Here is an 18,301-nt window from a genome sequence, read left to right on the forward strand (position 1 = left end):
ATTATTTGAGGGCGATGCCTGCGGCGGCAAGCAGGGCGGGTGCATCATATCAATAGACATCTCCGAAAAAGATTTAGATACCACAAATTTGCACCCAGACCTAACACCCCTTCCCCCCTTCCCTCGTAGGGAAGGGGGGTTTTAAAGCCTCTCGACCTTTCGGGGAGAGGTTTGGAGAGGGGTCTTTTTTCTTTTCTGAAGATGTCTAATAAGCAAGGTATATTCTCAATAGAGTTAAAAAATGTCATTAACTTTCCATAAAATATACTGACTCTAATTCAAGCTGATTCCTCACGGATGATCGTCAAACCTAAAGCTTTGTAAGAAGTTAGCATTCGCTCAGATACAGTCGGTGCTGTTACCAGGTAAGTTAGTGCATGAATCGACTGCACAACATAAGGAGCAGCAGTATCTAACTTCTCTTCTGTGACTAATCCCACTACCTCCGCAGCTCCAGCAATCATCGCTCGTTTGACATGGGCTTCATCCAAGTTCGGTACACTAATCCCAAATTCTGGATGTAGACTACACACGCCCAACATGCACAAATCTGCACGAATCATCCGTAATGCCTCAACTGTTGTAGTACCAACATTTACCAAGGCTTTTTTGTACAGTTGTCCGCCTAACATGACAACTTCAATATGGGGATGTTCTGCCAAGGCGATCGCAATGGGAGGGCTATTGGTCACAATTGTTGCTTGCAAATCCAAGGGCAAATGACGGGCTACTTGGAGCGTTGTTGTACCTCCATCTAAAATTACTACTTGCCCTGTACAGACCAATTTTGCAGCTGCACGAGCGATCGCTTCTTTTTCTTTCGGTGCTTGTTTTTGGCGATCGGCATAACTTGCAAGAGCTGGAGAAGCCAGAAGTGCCCCTCCATGAACGCGCTGTAAAAAACCGGATTCAGCTAATTCTCGCAGATCCCGACGAATCGTATCCTCAGAAACCTTGAGAACAACGCTGAGTTCCGACGACAGCACCTTTTTGTCACGACGCAGAATCTCCAAGATGAATTGTCGTCGCTCCGCAGTTAGCATAGTTGATTTTCCTGAAGTTGCATATTTAGTCTTGAAATTGCGCGTTTGTGAGTTTATACTCATAGCTATGCAGGTTTCTGCATATTTCTGAAAATTCCAGCACATTCACGCAAGCGGGATTTAACAATCTTAGCTGCATTTTCAATTACTTTTCACACCCTGCTTTGTTGAGAGAAAGGCGTTAGATTACTATTGCTCGAATTTCAGATATAGCTTTTTCCAGAGTTGGCAAATACCGTTGTTCTGTCTAAATCGGTTTAAATCCAAGGAATAATTTATGACTGTTACTAAGATTCAATTTCCCATTGATTTGAGTGCTTACAAGCCTCCGGTTCTGAATGCAGCCAATGCAACTCTTACCCCAGAGCAACGAGAGAGCCTAAAAGCAAATATTCAACTTTGCCGTGATGCGATCGTCTTTTTTACAGCCACCGGAGCGGCTAGAGGGGTGGGTGGTCATACTGGAGGACCTTATGACACAGTACCAGAGGTGGTGATACTTGATGCTTTATTTCGGTCAGCATCGGATCAATTTGTGCCGATTTTCTTTGATGAAGCCGGACATCGAGTTGCAACCCAGTATCTAATGGCAGCCTTGCATGGTGACTTACCAAGTGAGAAACTTTTACACTATCGAGAAGCCCACTCCGGCTTACCAGGACACCCGGAATTGGGGTTAACTCCTGGTGTAAAATTTAGTTCTGGACGACTAGGCCATCTGTGGCCTTATGTTAATGGTGTGGCGATCGCAAATCCAGGTAAAGTTGTTTTCTGTCTTGGTTCCGATGGTTCCCAGCAGGAAGGCGATGACGCTGAAGCTGCTCGTTTGGCTGTCGCTCAACATCTTAATGTCAAGCTAATCATTGATGATAATGATGTCACAATCGCCGGACATCCTTCAAAATACTTACCCGGTTTCACCGTCGCCAAAACCTTAGAAGGGCATGGGTTGAAGATACTCGCAGGAGATGGAGAAGACTTAGACGACTTATACCGTCGGATTTGCGAAGCTGTAACTACTCCTGGACCAATTGCGATTATTAATAAACGCCCCATGTGTCCTGGGATTAAAGGGTTAGAAGGTTCTACCCACGGTCATGATGTGATTTCTGTAGATTTAGCAATTCAATATCTTGAATCACGCCAACAAACTGCTGCGATCGAATACCTCAAGAGCATTGAAAAACCAAAACAAACCTACACTTTTCTTGGTTCCAGTAACAAATGGGATGCTAACCGCAATGTCTTCGGTGATGCGGTAGTTGCTGTCTTAAGTCGCATCAGTGAAGCAGAGCGTAAGGAAAAGGTCAGAGTCATCGATAGCGATCTTGAAGGCTCCTGCGGTCTGAAGAAGATTCACGATGCATACCCGGAAATTTTTATCTCCTCTGGCATTATGGAGCGGGGTAACTTTTCTGCGGCGGCTGGATTTGGCATGGAGGCAGGAAAGCAAGGTATTTTCGGAACCTTCAGCGCCTTCTTGGAAATGTGTATCTCCGAGATTACAATGGCGCGGCTGAACTACTCCAATGTACTTTGCCACTTTTCTCATTCAGGTATCGACGATATGGCAGATAACACCTGCCACTTCGGTTTAAATAATATGTTCGCTGACAATGGTTTAGATGATGGCTACGAAACACGTCTTTACTTTCCATCTGATGTTAATCAAATGAAAGCCTGTGTAGAATCTGTGTTTTTTGATCCGGGACTGCGGTTTATTTTCTCCACCCGTTCTAAAGTACCTAATATTCTTGACAAAAACGGGCAAGACTTTTTTGGTGGCGATTATAAATTTGTCCCAGGCAAAGATGAGGTGATTCGAGAAGGAACCCAAGGCTACATTATCAGCTTTGGTGAAGCTCTATATCGTTCCCTCGATGCTGTTGAGCGTCTCCAGCAAGAAGGGTTGGATGTAGGTTTGATAAATAAACCAACCCTGAATGTTATTGACGAAGAGATAATGGTGAAAATCGGGAATGCTCCTTTTGTACTTGTGGTGGAATCCTTCAACCGTAAAACTGGATTGGGCAGCCGTTTTGGTAGCTGGCTGTTAGAGCGTGGGTTGACTCCCAAATATGCTTATCTTGGTACTCATAAAGAAGGTTGCGGCGGTTTGTGGGAACAATTTCCGTATCAAGGCATTGATTCAGTGAGTATTATGAATAAGGTGAAAGATTTAGTTAAATAAATCCCTTTCTATGCCTTTCATCTCGGAGTTACAGCTTGAACTACATCTCTCGTAGGGGCAATTCATGAATTGCCCCTACCGCGAGGTCTATTTACCTGAAAATAGCTGTAAAAGAGGGAGCATCCCAAATGTGCAAAAACCTTGATAGCCCTCATCCCCTAACCCCTTCTCCCAAAGATGGGAGAAGGGTAACTAGAGTTAATGTCTCCCCTCTCCCAAAGATGGGAAAAGATTTAAGCTCTCATTGGGATGCTCCCGTAAAAGACGTTTAATCCTAAAAGGTTTTTGGGTTTTTAGGATTAAATTTCGGGGTTTTCAACCAACATTCTGATAAAGTGTAATGATCGAAACTTTCCTATTAAATTCTTTATTATTACTTTCTCAAGCATCGACCCATGACCGGAAATTTCTAGATTTAAAAAATAAATTAGAAAAATTTGGATTTCAGGTAGTAATTGAGCTACCACCAAGGCGAGGTGCTTATGGTTTATTACAAGAAGCCAAAAAAAAATTTGGATTAATCCAGTAGTTTTTGAGCTACACATCGGGACTCAAACCCTAATTCACGAAGCTGTTCATGCCGCACAAGTATGTGCAGGAAAGGGGAAAATAAAAACTTTAGGTTTAAATATTCAGCCGATCAATTATGCGCGACCATTTTTTATGCGCTATAACGATTTCCACAGGCAAGATTTAGAAAGAGAAGCTTATGCAGTCCAAACTCAACCGAATAGTTTTGATCTGGCTGTATCTCTTCTCCAGCAACACTGTAAATAATCTACAAATGATTCTCGAAAATGGCGCTAGCGCTTCGCATCTGACACAAATATATTGTTTGATAGGCTCTTATGGCTAAATAAGTCTTTGACCAATTTTTATCTAAAGTTGAATTTGTACAACTATTTATTTAACGAATTATAACAATATTATCTTTGGGAACTTGAAATCAGCGATACACTGAGAAAAATTCCTTGAGGAAGCGTTAATGGTGAAGTCAAACGGGATTACAAGTGAAACGTCTGTAGAGGAATTGCCTACAGTTTCAGACAAAGATACGGTAACAATTGAAAATTCCCCTGAGCCAGTGGAGGATGCCCAGGATATTGATGATATATTAAACTCACTAAAAACTTTATTGAGTACTCTAGAAAAGCTCCAAAAAGTCCGGCAGGAAGTGGGCGATATTAAACCGTTGATTGGGCGGATGCTTGATGGGGAACTGGTTGCTGGTGAAGAACTTGAGCAACTTAAGGCAGGTGTGAGCAGTCTTTCTCGCCTTGTTCGTGCTTATAATGACCATCAAGTAGCGTTGGCTAAAGCCCAACCTGCTAGAAACTTGTTAGATCAGGTGCTGAAAGAGCGGAAAGCGAATTGAGTTGGGATTGGGGATTGGGGAAGAAATTCTTTGAATATTTGGTTGGAGTCCCAATCCCCAATTTAAGAAGCGATCGCCTTTTTTGAGAGAATGCGATCGCCTCTCCATTACTTTCAATCATATTTTCTTTCTGTTGACAATTAAAAACCACCACGAAGCAAGCATCAGGCATCAGCTGTTAATGTAACTGACCCTCTGCATCAGACCGACTGAGGAATCTAGGACAATCACCCGTTATATGAAGCAAACGTGCAATAGCCTGATTACTCAATCTTCTAGCACTGAATGTCTTTCTTGAAAGTATTGCGCTTTTTCAAAGTAACTAATCCCAGACCAACTAAAGCGATTCCCACAATTGCATCGGGTTCTGGAACATCTTTTACCAGTTTCACATCATCAATATACGCCCCAAATGTATCTAAAGGCCCGTCATAGTTAAATTGTATTCGTGATAGCGCACTGTTAGCTGTGAAAGTTGTAGTAAAGATTGACCAAGCAGTATTTGCACCACCAGCACCATCAGAAATGACCTGGTTTAAAATGTTGCCAGTATTGGCGGAGTCACCAACCAAGGCACTAAAGACATTCTCATTTGCGGCTGTACCCGGACGAGCAGAGTAGGCAAAAGATAGAGTGTATGCTTGACCTACTACAGTTGCAACATCTTGGTATAAACCCAAGGGGTTAGTTGCAGAAAAATTACTGGGATTATAATTGTCACTATCTAACTCTACCAGGTTTGAACCATCATAAGGAGTGCCAGCTACACCACTTTGAACTTCAATTTTACCGTTTGGAGTTGCAGACCAACCGTTGATCTGAGAATAAGTTGCCCATGTATTAGGAGCTAAAATTGTATCGTCAAAGCTGCCATTAACAAGTAAGTTCACTGGGGAAACTGGGGTAGCAGAAGCAGGTGCTTGGCTGATACCTACAGCTGAAAAAATAGCAAAAATTGCGCTAATTGATAAGGTGCGGAGAGATAAGTTCATTATGTGAGATATCAGGTTGGAACTTGAACTCAAGAGATTAAATTAAAAATCTTAGATTGTGATTTTTTAATTGCACCCTTAAACTCTAAATTTTTGCCTAGAAATTAGCAACTCTCAAACAGATATGTTTAACGAACTTTCTTACAAAGATTGTTTTCATTAATTTGTTTATGAACTTTAATTTCAAATTCAAAATTTGCGTATAAATACTGTCGTCATTACATATAAAAGTTATCCAAATGATTATGGAAAATCAGGCACGATGACAGATAGGCATTTGGGTTTACCGATATCCGAGATTGGCTTGATCATGTGGAAAAATCAGTGCATTTACGGTGTTATATGACTTTTTTGGAGCAGTACATCCAGGTAAACACTTAAACATTTTTTGCTCATTTAAAATAATTTATCGGGAAGTAAACTGTTAAAGTCTAATTCGTATGAGATTACTACCTTGTCTGATGAAATTTTGCAACAAATGCGGGATGGAATTGCCTCTCGCCAATATTTAATGACGCTACACGCTGAAGAAGAGATGAGCGATGAGAATTTAACAATTTATGATCGCACAGCAACTTGTCGTCAGCGATCGCTGTAAACTGAAGGTGTAACTCCAACTTACTGCTATCCCCATAAAGTCTTGACAAGACGACACCACTGTTATCCATCCAGATAAAAATGCTACCTCAACAAGTGAGAACATTGACCATTGAATCTTGGGTGTAAACCCTACGTAGCTTTTGTACAGCGCAAGTCGCTTAGGCGGAAACCACCAAAAAGTTCTCAGTCGGGCAAAAATGTATCAAACTTGAATAAGTGAATAAGTATTTAGAGGTTGCTGTAATGCCGACGATTCATTTGGTAGATGGTGAAAAAGGCGGGGTAGGAAAATCTCTCTTTAGCAGGACAATAATTCAGTATTGTCTGGATAAGAAAATCCCGTTTGTAGCAGTGGACACAGATAGATCGAATCCAGATGTAGCAGAAGTGTATAAGGAGATATGTAAGTATGCTGTGTTTAGTGAGAATGAACGACAGGCAGATAAGGCAGATAGAATATTTGAGTGGGCGGTAGAAAAACCAGTAATTGTAAATTTAGCCGCACAATCCCATAGAGCAGTACAAGGGTGGATTGATTCTAATCAATTAATTGAACTAGGGAGTTCCCAGGGAGTGATGTTTTGCAAATGGTTTGTATCGACAGGAGGATACGACAGCATCAACCTGTTTGCTCAGTCAGTGAATACCTACGGTGAGAGAATCCCTCATATTCTGGTAAGGAATTTAGGGCTGTGTGATGACTGGGAGCATATAGAGTCAGACGCAAACTTTCAGAAAATAGTAAATAAATATAAGATAAAAGTCATAGATTTTCCGAAGTTAGCATATAGAGAAAGAAACATAATTGACCAAAATCGCCTGACGTTTGCACAGGCGAGAGAGTATAAAGAATTTGGGATAATTGGGAGACAGAGAGTAATGAATTTTCTGAAGCTTGCTTATGGTGCTTTTGAGAGAGTAGGAATCTGGTATGAAAAAGTTGAATAGCTTTGGAAAATTTTTAACCTCAAATTAAACCATTACAGAAGAAGATTTTAAACGGCTAAAGTAATTAGTGCGTAGGCGTTGGCGTAGCCTCTCCAAGAGTTGCCCGTCGTAGACATCGCACTCCTAATTCTCTCAGAAATGCGATCGCCTTTGGATCTGTCTACGCTATCAAGGTAGATCATTATAGTAAGTAGGATATTATACTCTACTTCTTATTGATATTTTTATTAATAATTGGCTCATAACCTAAAATAGGTTATAATTACCAGAGTCTAGTATTACTTGCAAGGTAGGTATCGTAATGAAGACTAATAGAGAGAATCTACCCTTAGACCAGATTCTCTTAGAGGATAGCTTACAACTGCTCAGTAATCTGCCAGATGAATGTGTTGACTTAGTTGTATCCTCTCCACCTTATAATCTAGGCAAAGAATACGAATCAAGACAGGCTCTTGAGATTTATTTGGCACAACAAACAGCCGTTCTGCTTGAATGTAGCCGAATCCTCAAAAATACAGGCTCGATATTTTGGCAAGTTGGTGCTTTTTCTGACCGAGGAATGTTGATTCCTCTGGATATTCGCTTTTTTCCGATTTTAGAGTCATGCAGATTAATTCCTCGCAACCGAATTATATGGGCTAGGCAACATGGTCTTCATGCCCAAAAAAAGTTTTCGTGTAGACATGAAACTATTCTTTGGTTTACTAAATCTGATAACTATAAATTTAATCTAGATCCTATTAGAGTTCCCCAAAAGTATCAAAACAAGAAACATTATCGGGGAAATCGCAAGGGGGAACTTTCATGCAATCCAGAAGGTAAAAATCCTGGTGATATTTGGCTATTTCGCAATGTGAAACACAACCATGAAGAACAAACTATACATCCCTGCCAATTTCCAGAAGACTTGGTAGCTAGAATTATCTTAGCTACAACTAACAAAAATGATATTGTTTTAGATCCATATATAGGATCTGGTACTACGGCGGTGGTTGCTAGAGATCATGAACGCCATTTTATCGGTTCAGAAATTGAACCAAAATATCATCAAGTTGCGTTGCGTCGTCTGAGTGGCAATCCAGATACAAATGGTTGTTTTCCGAATTTAAAAACATTGCGCGATTATGTTGAGAAAACTGGTCAGTCTATTGATAGATTTAAGTTTGATGTCCAAGTAGGAAATAAAGCTTCAGAACGCAGCAAAGCAAAATTTTATCCAGAAGAGTATCACTTACAAGAAATGGAAGATAGACTAATCTATGAAGAATCTGCTTTTGCAGCTAATCTAAGAGGTGAAGAGATTCCAGTAGATGCAAAACTTAATGGTAATGGGAAAAAGACCTCTTTGCCAAATGAAACAGTAAAACCAGTAGAAGAAGTAGAACAAATTGAACTGAGATTATGGAGTTAATAGATTGATTTTTACAATAAGTTAAGTAGACAACGACTACGGGCTGAACGTCCAGCAATAATTTGGCATTGGCGACTAACTCTAGTATTCACAGTTCTAGAATATCTTTTAGATAAATACTCAGTCCAGATGATGGGCACTATTGTATTTTGTTGTTCAAATAATCCAACCAGTCTGATTGGTATATCAAAAAATTGATATTTAGTCAAAGCCGTTAACTGATTAACAGCTTGCTCGTAATAAAGTGTGCTATTAGAAGCAGGAAACATTCAGAGCCTTTGTCACCAGAATTACCAGATTAGTCGGGTATCCAACAAATTCAGTTTTAGCTTTGAAGAATAATTCTGAGCGCAAAGTGTTATTGAGTAGGAAGGGATAGTTAGAAAACTGAATTTCAATGATAATGCCAGCTTTGGCAAAATCAACCTCTGTACCTAAAAATCTGTAAGGTGCTGGAATAGGTATATTTGATTGCCAACCATCATGAATAAACGCAGCTTTAATATATTCGTTCGTACCTACTGGATCGAATATTGCATTACCCTGAATTCCAGCTTGATCTGAAGCTTTGATATGCAAAGGCATTCTAGTGAGAATAGTACTAATCTCATGCCATTCGTTCTGATATTGGGTATTAATGATTGTATCTGCGGCGTTAAAGTCAACATATTGAATAATGATTATTATGTCTCCTTTTGATATTTCAACAGTTCTTCGATAAAAGCAAGCGGATCTATTTCAAGCATTTGGGCAACTTGTAAAAATTCAATAACGTCAAGACGACGCTCTCCACGTTCATACTTTGATACATAGGATTGCGGAAGCTCTAGCTTTGCCGACAACTCTGCTTGAGTGAGCTTCGCAGCTTTGCGGGCTTCGATAAGTAGCTGGCGAAACTGATTGTACTCTTCGCTGAAAACTGATTTAGGCACTTTAGTTTGCCTTTTTTCTGGCGATGGTTTATTCGATCTCAATGAGAGTTAGTACATATTACTGAACTCAGTTAAATTCTAAAACCTAATACAGGATAAACCCAAAATGGGTTTTCAAAAGCTACTATGAAGAAACCATGCGCGTAGGCGTAGCCCTTCGTAGACATCGCACCCCTAATTACCCAAATGCGTAGACACACAGCAACTTGTCGTGATATATCGCTGTAAACTGAAGGTGTAACTCAAACTTGCGGCTATCCCCATGAAGTCTTTAAAAGACTACACTACTGTTATCCGTCCCGATAACAATGGTACATTTGTCGCCTACATACCAGCGATTTCCGGTTGTCACCCTTGGGGACAAACGCCAGATGAGGCCCGTTGTATTTTATGAAATTCTAAAGCAGTTGGGTATTATAGAGGAACATTTTAACCAACTGCGATAAATACTGTGTACTAGTATTGCAAAGCCGCATTTTACCTATTTATTTTCCAGCGATCGCTTCCTAAACAATAATAACTATCCACATGAATCTACAATTAGAATTGCCATTTCAGGAATTTTCTTCTTGCACTCCCCAATCCTTGGATAGTTCATCTACATTCATTAATAACATGAAACTGCCAGTTCATCGCTGGTTTAGATTTAGTGCAGGTTTCTCTGCACAATGGGTTGAAACTATAATTACCCAAGCTAAAGAACGAGGAGAAACTACTGTCTTAGATCCATTCTCTGGTTCTGGTACAACCTTACTCGCATCTGAAAAGCTTGGAGTTGAATGTTTGGGAATTGAGGCTCATCCCTTTGTTGTGCGTATAGCAAGAGCTAAACTTTTATATCAAACTGACGCTGATACTTATCTTGAACATATAGAAAAAGTTATAAAATGTGCCGAAAATGTTCAGCCCTGTGTAGATACATACCCGAAACTGATTCATGAATGCTTTAGTATATCTTCACTTGAGTCTTTAGATAGATTGCGCCAATCTTGGGAAAAACTTGCTGATGATTCATCTGAATCTCAGTTAGTTTGGTTAACACTTGTATCAATTCTTCGTCATGTTTCTCATGCTGGAACTGCACCTTGGCAGTACATTTTACCAAATAAAAAGAAACAATATTCTTTAGATGCAATGTCTGCTTTTGGGCTAATGGCAGAGAGTATAGCTACAGACATGAGAATTGCCGGAAAAATGGCGGCTTCTATTGCTACACTTATTCAATCTGATGCTCGGACTAGCAGGTGTGTTTACTCAAGGAGCGCTTGATCAATTAGAATCTAAGGGCTTTAAAATTCTTTATCTTAAGTATGAAAACATCGTTAAATCATTTACATCTGTTGGTATAAATGCATCTTTCAATGAAAGTACGTTAGAAACAGACTTTCAAAATAAGATTGAGCAATGGAAAAAATTATCAGCGCCAGATATTACTAACATCAAGAATCAAATGTTAAGTCTTGAAAAATTCCAGACAGATAAATTTATCAATACCTTAGAGCAGTCATTTGCTAGACTAGTCCAACAGGTAAATGTCATTGTCCTACATGGGCTATCTCAACAAACTGCCACTGTCGAAAATGCTATTGAATATATTCATAACTATCCAGATAATCAACCTACATTAGCCCCACCATTAAAATACGAGATTGATATTCGTTATAATAATGGTGACTTAATTCACGCCATATTTAACAATAAAATTGAAGCACTCAAATTTCTAAGAACATTTATTTAAAGTGCTAATTAAATAATTCGTAATGGGCTACGCTAACGTAATTCGTAATTCGTAATTAAGTGATGATCAACGTTGCACCCGCCATTGTAATATTAGGTCAAAATAGCGTCACAGTAGCACGCAAAATAATCAGTGTCATACCAGGGGCAACACTATACGGTCTAGAGGGTCGTACATCGGGAGTTGATGTCAGCTTTACTAACTTTAGCGAGACGTTGCGCGAGTTATTTGTCGAGGGAAGGCCGCTGATTGGCATCTGTGCCGCCGGCATTTTAATTAGGACCTTAGCTCCCCTCCTCTCGGATAAACGACAGGAACCACCAGTGCTAGCTGTGGCTGAAGATGGAAGCGCTGTTGTCCCCCTATTGGGCGGACTTGGTGGGGTCAATGATTTGGCACGCCGCATTGCTGAAGCCCTGGATGTCAAACCTGCAATTACCACCACAGGGGATTTACGTTGGGGCACAACCCTGTTATCTCCTCCGCCCGGATACCATTTAGCAAACCCAGACGATGGGAAGAAATTTATCTCCGATTTGCTAGCTGGGGCACAAGTCAAACTAGAAGGCATAGCACCTTGGTTGAGCGATCGCAAATTGCCCATAGATCCAATTGGAGATTTGACCATCAAAGTTACAGAACGCCTGGTAACTCCCACAGCCAACTGTCTTGTCTACCACCCAGCAACGATCGCGATCGCAATTAGTGACATGATTATTGATGATGCAGTAGCGTTATTACACCAACTACTAGCTGATGCGGCACTAGAAAAAGCATCAGTCGCCGGCATATTTGCACCCATCGCCGCCGCCACCAATCCAGCAATCAATGCCATAGCTAGCGCCTTGAGAGTACCCGCCCGCTTTTTCACCCCAAATCAGCTAGAAAGTCTACTTTCACAAGGTTATAGCCCCGCCCAAGCCGCAGCGATCGCCGCCACAGGGACATCTCCCTTATCCCCATCTCCTCACATTGCGATCGCCATTGCCCCCCAACCAATTGACCCCAACACCATTGGTCAGCCACGTGGACGGTTAGCAATTATTGGCACTGGACCCGGTGGATCGTTGTGGATGTCTCCAGAAGTTAAGGAGATACTCAAGTCGGCAACTGACCTCGTGGGTTATAAAACTTATTTAGATTTAGTTGGTTCTCTGGCTGATGGCAAAGAACGGCATGAGTCCGACAACCGCGAAGAAGAAGCACGGGCAACTTTTGCACTTGATTTGGCGGCATCTGGGCGATATGTAGCTGTAGTTTCATCTGGCGATCCTGGCATCTATGCAATGGCAACAGCAGTTTTCGAGGTGTGCGATCGCTATCCTCAACCCCAATGGGACAGTATCGACATTCATGTTGCACCCGGCATCTCTGCTATGCAAGCCGCCGCCGCCGCCATTGGTGCGCCCCTGGGACATGACTTTTGTGCAATTTCTCTCTCTGACATTTTGAAGCCTTGGTCTGCGATCGCCCAACGAATTACTGCTGCTGCTGAGGCTGATTTCGTCATTGCTTTCTACAATCCTGTTTCCAAAGAGCGTACCTGGCAACTGGCAGAAGCGAGAAATATTTTGTTGCAACATCGAAGACCCGATACACCAGTAGTATTGGCGCGGAATCTTGGTAGAGCAGGACAGACAGTGAAAGCGATCGCACTTGAGCAGTTAGCACCAGCAACCGCCGATATGCGGACAATTATTCTGGTTGGTTCCACAAAAACCCGAACCATCAAACGCAGCGATGGGAGTATCTGGGTTTATACGCCGCGTCGCTATACTGACACGAATTGTTGATATAAACTTATCATGTCCGCATAATTAGGGCTTGCTAACCACAGTCATTACACCCCACCCCCAACCCCTAAGAGCTTGCGGGGAGGGGAGACGAAGCGTAGCTTTGGCGGGGGTGGGGTTCTTCGCGTTTAATAAGTAATCAAGCGGACATGATATGAATCCCCATTTCAATTTTCATCCCGCCCGTGAACTTGAGCAGGCGGACTAGTGGCCTCAACAGCAGTGAATGATTCTAAGATTTTGTATGTGTGGCTGGCTCCTTTAGGTACAACCCAAGAACTTCCAGGCTCTAGCAAAATCGTTTGTCCTTCAATGTGCAACTCGGCACGACCATTAATTACATAACCAACTGTTTCATAGTCGCGCAAACTTGGCTCTTTATCTTCGCTTGGTTGTTCGTCTTCCCAAAGACGCATGGCAACATCTTTGCCAGAAGCAAGATATTTTTGACCGAGTTTACCTTTAGGGGAATGGGTAGAATCTATTTTCGTAACGGTAGTATCAGTCATATTAAACAAATGAAATTAGGGTTTGAGTACAACTTTGATGCAGTTATCTTTCTTGTCCTTGTTTTAGACTCAAAGTTTGGTAAAAATTCTAGCTTCTATTTCTCAGTTAATTGCTAGAAGGTTTGTGATAATAACCTTCTCTTTTTCCATTAGATGAGAAAGCTTTATCTTTGCCTGTGTTTTTCGCAGGATCAAAAAACTCTTTTGTAGCTTCAGGAGTTTTTTCATCCAAGTTTAACTTCTCGCGGATATTATCAACAGCACCTTTTAAGGGATTTGCGGTGTTTTTAATTTGGGTATCGTTTCTAATTTCACCTTGCTCATTTTGTGTTCTCTTGTAATAAGTGCCCTCTGGAATTTTAACATCAGCTTGGGCTACGTTAACGTAGCTAAAAGCCTGACCCAGTAAAAACATAAATCCGACCAGAAAAACTACAACGATTTGAGAAATGCGAATATTTTGCAGCCAGGAAATTACTCGATTCATAAAAAACCTCAATTGCATGCATGATGTTGGGTGGACAATTCAAAATACTGATTACAGTAGATTAACCACAGAGACACAAATACTTACTTGTTTCTCTGTCTGCGTTCTTCTCTAGGAGACACTACCCGAATACGCCTCTGTGGTTTGTTACATTGATATAGCTGCCCCTGTAGTCGGCTTAGGAGGCTGAATTTGAGCGGTGATTCGCTCTCGATACAACCCTACTAATTGCTGTTCGTATTTCAATAAATCCTCGTAAATTTCTTTGAAAATAGCAGTTGCTACCGGGTCAGTAAACATCGCCGACAAATTGCCAATATCACCAATACCCGTTTGCACATCCCCTAAAGCGGAACGTAACTGATATATATCATCACTTCCTGTCAAGGCAGTTTTTACCTTGGCATACTGATTGGCAATATTTGCACCTAAAGAAGGTTTCTCACTCAGTTGCTGGAGATAGGTTTCTAGTTTTTCAATGTGGCGTTGTTTATTCCCAATCATCTCTTGAAAGAGTGATTTGACTTCGCTATCTGATTCTTTTTCCAAGTACTTATCCAATGCTTCCAGTGAATAACGTTCACCAGTCAGGGCAGTATTTAAACCTCTGCTAATATCACCTTTAGTTGAGCCGCCCCAAGCATCAGCTAGTTTCCACCATTCAGCAGTTGTATCTTTTTCATTTGGTAATGCAGCATCTTTGCCACCATAACCCAAACGACTCAAAATCGCTGTGGTGAAAATTGCCAAGTCTCCCGGTTCACGAGATGTAATCAAATTGCCATCAACTACCACCGGCTCATCTAAATAATTTCCACCGGCATTGGTGATGTCTTTGGCAATAGCGCTAAAACCAGTGACTTGTTTACCTTTGAGCAAGTCGCCTTCAATCAAAACTTGTGGTCCGTGGCAAACCGCAGCTACCAATTTTCCTTGTTGTATAGCCTCTTGTACAAAACGTACTGTATTGCGGTTGCGTCGCATTTTGTCGGGAGCCATACCACCGGGAATTATCACGGCATCAAATTCGGCTGCGATCGCTTCTGTCGTAGTAGCATCAGCTTGGATGCTAAGTTTGCCGCGTTTACCCTTATATTTTTCATTCATTCGGGAACCCAGGACTACTACCTCTATTCCGGCTTGTTTTAGTCCATTATAAGGAACTGTAAATTCTGCATCCTCTACTGCTTGTTCAATGAGGATGGCGACTTTTTTATTCCTGGGATGATTGTTATTGTCAGTCATAGATGGTATTACCTATTTATTTCTAGTATTTAACTAGCTAGAATATTTATCGATTAGGAGAGTTAAACAGCCAAGCTTTTTCTTTTTGACTAATAAAAAATAGTTATGAGTGAAAAGTTAGATCCTGAATCATTTCGGCTTGATAACTCCTAACTCATAACTAAAAAATTCTAACTACAAGTTGCTTGACCATGAATTTATACTTATAATGCTATGGTGCGATCGCTAGTTTAGCTTCGTTCCCAGGGGATAGATTATTTTCTCAGCTATACATCTCTAGTTAGACAAATTGGGGACGGGAAAACGTTATTGTGAGAATGCACAAAAGGACTAATATCATGGCAAAAAAAAACCCTAGTGACGAAATTAAAACCAATGATTTGCCACAAGAAATTACCGAATCTTACGGTACTGGTGTGAAAGACTTGCCAGGGTATAATATTGGTGGGCGCTCAATAGAAGCAGAAACAGACGAGTATACAGAAACTAGTCCTGAACTCACTGGTGGGGATGTTGATGCTTATTGGCAAGATGCAGATGCAGTTGGTGATGAAGCTGTTGGTGGTAGTGTTTCCACTCCCGACCAAAATGTAACTGAGGAGCTAGAAGCAGCAGTGGGGCTAGAAATGGCTGATTCTGAGTTTCTCCATACCAACGATATTTTAGAGGATCGTGATGGCGATCGCTGGGAGTTAGATCCAAAGTCTTCTGAAGATTATCAAAATCGGCGAGAATAAGCTCATTAACAATTGTACATTCACAAATCAGATATCGCTGTTCATCAATTTAGCTCTAAACATCGTTGTTAGGTATAAAATCAGTGGCAGGGGTTGTTGTTCTGGTGCGAGGCGTTTCCATTTTCCTTGCAATCGTCCATCGAAGCAGGGACGATTAGCCACCTGAGTCAAGCCATTTAAATTTGCCACTTGTTCTATAGCGGTTATTCTTTGGATGCAATCAGAGTAGATGTGTATAATTGAGCAATCAATTCCTCAGTAGGGGCAATTCATGAATTGCCCCTACGGTTGGTTGATGTAGGGGTAATTCATGAATTACCCCTACATCAAATTTTGATCAACGTATAATTAAATTCTGTCAATATCTAATGAAAAATCTGGGCGGTAATATTAAAAGTCTGCGTAATTTTATGCGGAAAGATCCGGGTGTGTCTGGTGATGGACAACGGATTGAACAGTTGGGCTGGTTGCTGTTTCTGAAAATTTTGGATGCTAGCGATCGCGACAAATCATTTTCATGCAATTATAGTTATTGAAAAATCTGGGAATTTAGCAGAGATTTATGAAAATTTAGATATCAATGATGAAAAAGAGCGTAGGAAGATGATTTTACCTAAAGTGGTAGGGCGATTTAAAATGTTAGCTGCTAAGGCTATTAATCAGAGCCGTGAAGTTGAAGGATCGTTTTGGCAACGTAATTATTATGAGCATATTATTCGTAGTGAGGAAGATTGTCAAAAAATCCGAGAGTATATTATCAATAATCCGATGCGATGGGAACTGGATGAAAATCATCCGTCTCTCGTTAAAATTAAGAAAAATAATCTTAAATCACGCACACAACCATCGTAGGGGCAATTCGTGAATTGCCCCTACGATGATAGCGATAAAAGCAATTAATTAATGAAAAAATATTCTAAAAAAACAATTGGTGAACTCTGTGATATTCAAAAAGGTGAAACAGGAATTGTCAGCGCAATCCCTGGGGAATATCCTCTTGTAACAACGGGAAAAGAGCGAAAAACATCGGCAACTTATCAATTTGATACCAAAGCCGTCTGCATTCCTCTTGTCTCTTCAAGCGGCCACGGAAAAAAAAGTCTTAATTATGTTCATTATCAGGAAGGTAAATTTGCTCTAGGAACAATTTTAGCTGCAATTATTCCAAAGAATAATACGGATATTTCTGCTGCTTTTTTACATCAATATTTATTGTTTTATAAAAATATAAAAATAGTTCCTTTAATGAGAGGTGCTGCTAATGTATCTCTTGCAGGAAAGGATATTGCAAAAATAGAAGTTCCAATTCCTCCCATTAATGAGCAAAAAGACTTTATTTTTTTGTTTAATAAACTTAAGAAATTTAATGACCTACTAATTCAAGAGTTCGATAGTCAAGAGAAATATATTTCTCAACTGAAACAGGCGATTTTGCAAGAAGCGATCGCAGGGCAACTCACGGCAGAATGGCGCGATCGCAATCCAATGCAACAGGGCAACCCAGATACCGATGCAGCCGCACTCCTAGCCAAAATAAAAGCTGAAAAACAACAATTAATTGCTAACGGAAAACTCAGAAAAGAAAAACCACTCCCCAAAATCTCACCCGATGAAGTCCCCTTTTGTGTACCTGATAATTGGGTTTGGTGTCGCTTGGGAGAGATTATCAAAGAAAACCCTAGAAATGGATATTCCCCTAAAGCTGTATCCTATCCAACTAGCGTTAAAACCTTAAAACTGGGTGCTACTACATGGGGTAAATTTAATCCAGATGAATATAAATATATTGATGAAGAGATTCCATCTGATTCTATTTTTTGGCTAAAAAAGAACGATATCTTAATTCAGAGAAGCAATTCGCTTGATTATGTTGGAGTAAGCGCTATTTATGATGGAGAAGATAATCAATTTATCTATCCTGATCTGATGATAAAAGTTCAGATGATGCAATATTTATCAATTAAATTTTCTTATCTATTATTATCATCTTCAATGACAAGAAAATATTTTAGAAATCTTGCGAAAGGCGCTCAAAAAAGTATGCCTAAAATAACTCAAGGTGTGGTTTTAAATACTTTATTTCCCCTTCCACCCCTTGCTGAACAAAAAGCGATCGTTGAACAAGTCGATTATCTGATGAAAATAATTGACCAACTGGAAGAACAAATCAAACACCGGAAAAAACTTGCAGAAGAACTCATGCAAACCGTCCTCCGTGAAGCCTTTGAATAACCTTCCACCTGTAGGGGCAATTCATGAATTGCCCCTACATTGATAGGCGTTCAGCTAAATCAACAAGC

Annotated in this window: 24 protein-coding genes; 14 read left to right on the forward strand and 10 right to left on the reverse strand. The window is 40.5% G+C overall.

Annotated features, from left to right (window positions below; all coding sequences use genetic code 11):
- Positions 1-278: 278 nt before the first annotated feature.
- Complete coding sequence (locus tag V7K97_RS09000; protein ID WP_334800527.1) at positions 279-1,043, reverse strand: DeoR/GlpR family DNA-binding transcription regulator; 765 nt, start codon at positions 1,041-1,043, stop codon at positions 279-281.
- Positions 1,044-1,320: 277 nt separating this feature from the next.
- Here V7K97_RS09000 and V7K97_RS09005 point away from each other — a divergent pair, with 277 nt between their 5' ends.
- The 3 genes from V7K97_RS09005 (at position 1,321) to V7K97_RS09015 (ending at position 4,609) form a co-directional block, all read left to right on the forward strand.
- A complete protein-coding gene (locus V7K97_RS09005) occupies positions 1,321-3,234 on the forward strand; it encodes a transketolase C-terminal domain-containing protein (protein ID WP_334800529.1) in 1,914 nt (637 codons plus the stop codon).
- Between the two features lie 340 nt (positions 3,235-3,574).
- On the forward strand, positions 3,575-3,763 hold the full coding sequence (locus V7K97_RS09010; RefSeq protein ID WP_334800531.1) for a hypothetical protein: 189 nt from the start codon (positions 3,575-3,577) through the stop codon (positions 3,761-3,763).
- Positions 3,764-4,219: 456 nt separating this feature from the next.
- Positions 4,220-4,609 (forward strand): hypothetical protein, encoded by a 390-nt coding sequence (locus V7K97_RS09015; protein ID WP_334800532.1) that lies wholly within the window; start codon positions 4,220-4,222, stop codon positions 4,607-4,609.
- 275 nt (positions 4,610-4,884) lie between these two features.
- Here V7K97_RS09015 and V7K97_RS09020 read toward each other — a convergent pair whose 3' ends face one another.
- Entirely contained in the window at positions 4,885-5,601 is a 717-nt protein-coding gene (locus V7K97_RS09020; RefSeq protein WP_334800533.1) for a PEP-CTERM sorting domain-containing protein, read from the reverse strand.
- Positions 5,602-6,055: 454 nt separating this feature from the next.
- Between V7K97_RS09020 and V7K97_RS09025 the strand changes: the two genes are divergently transcribed.
- Positions 6,056-6,199, forward strand: a complete 144-nt coding sequence (locus tag V7K97_RS09025) for a hypothetical protein (RefSeq protein ID WP_334800534.1) — start codon at positions 6,056-6,058, stop codon at positions 6,197-6,199.
- Between the two features lie 245 nt (positions 6,200-6,444).
- The gene (locus V7K97_RS09030) at positions 6,445-7,149 is read left to right on the forward strand and encodes a mobilization protein (protein WP_334800535.1); all 705 of its coding nucleotides are present in this window, start codon (positions 6,445-6,447) and stop codon (positions 7,147-7,149) included.
- 47 nt (positions 7,150-7,196) lie between these two features.
- On the opposite strand, the gene V7K97_RS09035 is transcribed toward V7K97_RS09030, so the two are convergent.
- The gene (locus tag V7K97_RS09035) at positions 7,197-7,331 is read right to left on the reverse strand and encodes a hypothetical protein (protein WP_334800537.1); all 135 of its coding nucleotides are present in this window, start codon (positions 7,329-7,331) and stop codon (positions 7,197-7,199) included.
- 119 nt (positions 7,332-7,450) lie between these two features.
- Between V7K97_RS09035 and V7K97_RS09040 the strand changes: the two genes are divergently transcribed.
- Positions 7,451-8,560: a DNA-methyltransferase gene (locus V7K97_RS09040; RefSeq protein ID WP_334800538.1), complete on the forward strand. Its 1,110-nt coding sequence runs from the start codon at positions 7,451-7,453 to the stop codon at positions 8,558-8,560.
- Positions 8,561-8,571: 11 nt separating this feature from the next.
- On the opposite strand, the gene V7K97_RS09045 is transcribed toward V7K97_RS09040, so the two are convergent.
- The 3 genes from V7K97_RS09045 to V7K97_RS09055 form a co-directional block, all read right to left on the reverse strand.
- Entirely contained in the window at positions 8,572-8,829 is a 258-nt protein-coding gene (locus V7K97_RS09045; protein ID WP_334800539.1) for a hypothetical protein, read from the reverse strand.
- Positions 8,813-9,145 carry a hypothetical protein gene (locus V7K97_RS09050; RefSeq protein ID WP_334800540.1) on the reverse strand — a complete coding sequence of 111 codons (333 nt, stop codon included), beginning with the start codon at positions 9,143-9,145 and terminating at the stop codon, positions 8,813-8,815. The genes V7K97_RS09045 and V7K97_RS09050 overlap by 17 nt, the downstream gene beginning before the upstream one ends.
- Before the next feature lie 98 nt (positions 9,146-9,243).
- Positions 9,244-9,492 (reverse strand): helix-turn-helix domain-containing protein, encoded by a 249-nt coding sequence (locus V7K97_RS09055; RefSeq protein ID WP_334800541.1) that lies wholly within the window; start codon positions 9,490-9,492, stop codon positions 9,244-9,246.
- Between the two features lie 262 nt (positions 9,493-9,754).
- On the opposite strand from V7K97_RS09055, the gene V7K97_RS09060 reads away from it, so the two are divergent.
- From V7K97_RS09060 to cobJ, 4 genes are all read left to right on the forward strand, one after another.
- Positions 9,755-9,886 carry a type II toxin-antitoxin system HicB family antitoxin gene (locus V7K97_RS09060; protein ID WP_334800542.1) on the forward strand — a complete coding sequence of 44 codons (132 nt, stop codon included), beginning with the start codon at positions 9,755-9,757 and terminating at the stop codon, positions 9,884-9,886.
- Positions 9,887-10,020: 134 nt separating this feature from the next.
- Positions 10,021-10,761, forward strand: coding sequence for a DNA methyltransferase (locus V7K97_RS09065; protein WP_334800543.1), 741 nt, complete (start codon positions 10,021-10,023; stop codon positions 10,759-10,761).
- Entirely contained in the window at positions 10,739-11,230 is a 492-nt protein-coding gene (locus tag V7K97_RS09070) for a hypothetical protein (protein ID WP_334800544.1), read from the forward strand. The genes V7K97_RS09065 and V7K97_RS09070 overlap by 23 nt, the downstream gene beginning before the upstream one ends.
- Before the next feature lie 62 nt (positions 11,231-11,292).
- Complete coding sequence (gene cobJ / locus V7K97_RS09075; protein WP_334800720.1) at positions 11,293-13,023, forward strand: precorrin-3B C(17)-methyltransferase; 1,731 nt, start codon at positions 11,293-11,295, stop codon at positions 13,021-13,023.
- Positions 13,024-13,190: 167 nt separating this feature from the next.
- Here cobJ and V7K97_RS09080 read toward each other — a convergent pair whose 3' ends face one another.
- The 3 genes from V7K97_RS09080 to V7K97_RS09090 all read right to left on the reverse strand — a co-directional run bounded on the left by V7K97_RS09080 (position 13,191) and on the right by V7K97_RS09090 (position 15,264).
- The gene (locus V7K97_RS09080) at positions 13,191-13,532 is read right to left on the reverse strand and encodes a cupin domain-containing protein (RefSeq protein WP_334800545.1); all 342 of its coding nucleotides are present in this window, start codon (positions 13,530-13,532) and stop codon (positions 13,191-13,193) included.
- Between the two features lie 106 nt (positions 13,533-13,638).
- Positions 13,639-14,019: a hypothetical protein gene (locus V7K97_RS09085; protein WP_334800546.1), complete on the reverse strand. Its 381-nt coding sequence runs from the start codon at positions 14,017-14,019 to the stop codon at positions 13,639-13,641.
- Between the two features lie 147 nt (positions 14,020-14,166).
- A complete protein-coding gene (locus V7K97_RS09090; RefSeq protein WP_334800547.1) occupies positions 14,167-15,264 on the reverse strand; it encodes a DJ-1/PfpI/YhbO family deglycase/protease in 1,098 nt (365 codons plus the stop codon).
- Between the two features lie 338 nt (positions 15,265-15,602).
- Here V7K97_RS09090 and V7K97_RS09095 point away from each other — a divergent pair, with 338 nt between their 5' ends.
- Positions 15,603-16,001, forward strand: coding sequence for a DUF6335 family protein (locus V7K97_RS09095; protein WP_334800548.1), 399 nt, complete (start codon positions 15,603-15,605; stop codon positions 15,999-16,001).
- 27 nt (positions 16,002-16,028) lie between these two features.
- Here the strand turns inward: V7K97_RS09095 and V7K97_RS09100 are convergent, their stop codons facing one another.
- The gene (locus V7K97_RS09100) at positions 16,029-16,190 is read right to left on the reverse strand and encodes a hypothetical protein (protein WP_334800549.1); all 162 of its coding nucleotides are present in this window, start codon (positions 16,188-16,190) and stop codon (positions 16,029-16,031) included.
- 221 nt (positions 16,191-16,411) lie between these two features.
- Between V7K97_RS09100 and V7K97_RS09105 the strand changes: the two genes are divergently transcribed.
- Genes V7K97_RS09105 through V7K97_RS09115 form a run of 3 tightly spaced genes read left to right on the forward strand, consistent with a single transcriptional unit; the run spans position 16,412 to position 18,233 of the window.
- Positions 16,412-16,537, forward strand: a complete 126-nt coding sequence (locus V7K97_RS09105) for a hypothetical protein (RefSeq protein ID WP_334800551.1) — start codon at positions 16,412-16,414, stop codon at positions 16,535-16,537.
- Positions 16,491-16,853, forward strand: a complete 363-nt coding sequence (locus V7K97_RS09110) for a transposase (protein ID WP_334800552.1) — start codon at positions 16,491-16,493, stop codon at positions 16,851-16,853. Before V7K97_RS09105 ends, V7K97_RS09110 begins: the two co-directional genes overlap by 47 nt.
- A 51-nt stretch (positions 16,854-16,904) precedes the next feature.
- Positions 16,905-18,233 carry a restriction endonuclease subunit S gene (locus tag V7K97_RS09115; protein WP_334800553.1) on the forward strand — a complete coding sequence of 443 codons (1,329 nt, stop codon included), beginning with the start codon at positions 16,905-16,907 and terminating at the stop codon, positions 18,231-18,233.
- Positions 18,234-18,301 lie beyond the last annotated feature (68 nt).

Origin of the sequence: Nostoc sp. (assembly GCF_036917815.1) — a bacterium.
GTDB lineage: Bacteria > Cyanobacteriota > Cyanobacteriia > Cyanobacteriales > Nostocaceae > Nostoc.

Coding starts and splice junctions, on each gene's coding strand:
- V7K97_RS09000 (WP_334800527.1), bottom strand. CDS start 1,043: ATGCTAACTGCGGAGCGACGACAATTCATCTTGGAGATTCTGCGTCGT.
- V7K97_RS09005 (WP_334800529.1), top strand. CDS start 1,321: ATGACTGTTACTAAGATTCAATTTCCCATTGATTTGAGTGCTTACAAG.
- V7K97_RS09010 (WP_334800531.1), top strand. CDS start 3,575: ATGATCGAAACTTTCCTATTAAATTCTTTATTATTACTTTCTCAAGCA.
- V7K97_RS09015 (WP_334800532.1), top strand. CDS start 4,220: ATGGTGAAGTCAAACGGGATTACAAGTGAAACGTCTGTAGAGGAATTG.
- V7K97_RS09020 (WP_334800533.1), bottom strand. CDS start 5,601: ATGAACTTATCTCTCCGCACCTTATCAATTAGCGCAATTTTTGCTATT.
- V7K97_RS09030 (WP_334800535.1), top strand. CDS start 6,445: ATGCCGACGATTCATTTGGTAGATGGTGAAAAAGGCGGGGTAGGAAAA.
- V7K97_RS09035 (WP_334800537.1), bottom strand. CDS start 7,331: ATGATCTACCTTGATAGCGTAGACAGATCCAAAGGCGATCGCATTTCT.
- V7K97_RS09040 (WP_334800538.1), top strand. CDS start 7,451: ATGAAGACTAATAGAGAGAATCTACCCTTAGACCAGATTCTCTTAGAG.
- V7K97_RS09045 (WP_334800539.1), bottom strand. CDS start 8,829: ATGTTTCCTGCTTCTAATAGCACACTTTATTACGAGCAAGCTGTTAAT.
- V7K97_RS09050 (WP_334800540.1), bottom strand. CDS start 9,145: ATGCCTTTGCATATCAAAGCTTCAGATCAAGCTGGAATTCAGGGTAAT.
- V7K97_RS09060 (WP_334800542.1), top strand. CDS start 9,755: ATGAAGTCTTTAAAAGACTACACTACTGTTATCCGTCCCGATAACAAT.
- V7K97_RS09065 (WP_334800543.1), top strand. CDS start 10,021: ATGAATCTACAATTAGAATTGCCATTTCAGGAATTTTCTTCTTGCACT.
- cobJ (WP_334800720.1), top strand. CDS start 11,293: ATGATCAACGTTGCACCCGCCATTGTAATATTAGGTCAAAATAGCGTC.
- V7K97_RS09080 (WP_334800545.1), bottom strand. CDS start 13,532: ATGACTGATACTACCGTTACGAAAATAGATTCTACCCATTCCCCTAAA.
- V7K97_RS09085 (WP_334800546.1), bottom strand. CDS start 14,019: ATGAATCGAGTAATTTCCTGGCTGCAAAATATTCGCATTTCTCAAATC.
- V7K97_RS09090 (WP_334800547.1), bottom strand. CDS start 15,264: ATGACTGACAATAACAATCATCCCAGGAATAAAAAAGTCGCCATCCTC.
- V7K97_RS09095 (WP_334800548.1), top strand. CDS start 15,603: ATGGCAAAAAAAAACCCTAGTGACGAAATTAAAACCAATGATTTGCCA.
- V7K97_RS09105 (WP_334800551.1), top strand. CDS start 16,412: ATGCGGAAAGATCCGGGTGTGTCTGGTGATGGACAACGGATTGAACAG.
- V7K97_RS09110 (WP_334800552.1), top strand. CDS start 16,491: ATGCTAGCGATCGCGACAAATCATTTTCATGCAATTATAGTTATTGAA.
- V7K97_RS09115 (WP_334800553.1), top strand. CDS start 16,905: ATGAAAAAATATTCTAAAAAAACAATTGGTGAACTCTGTGATATTCAA.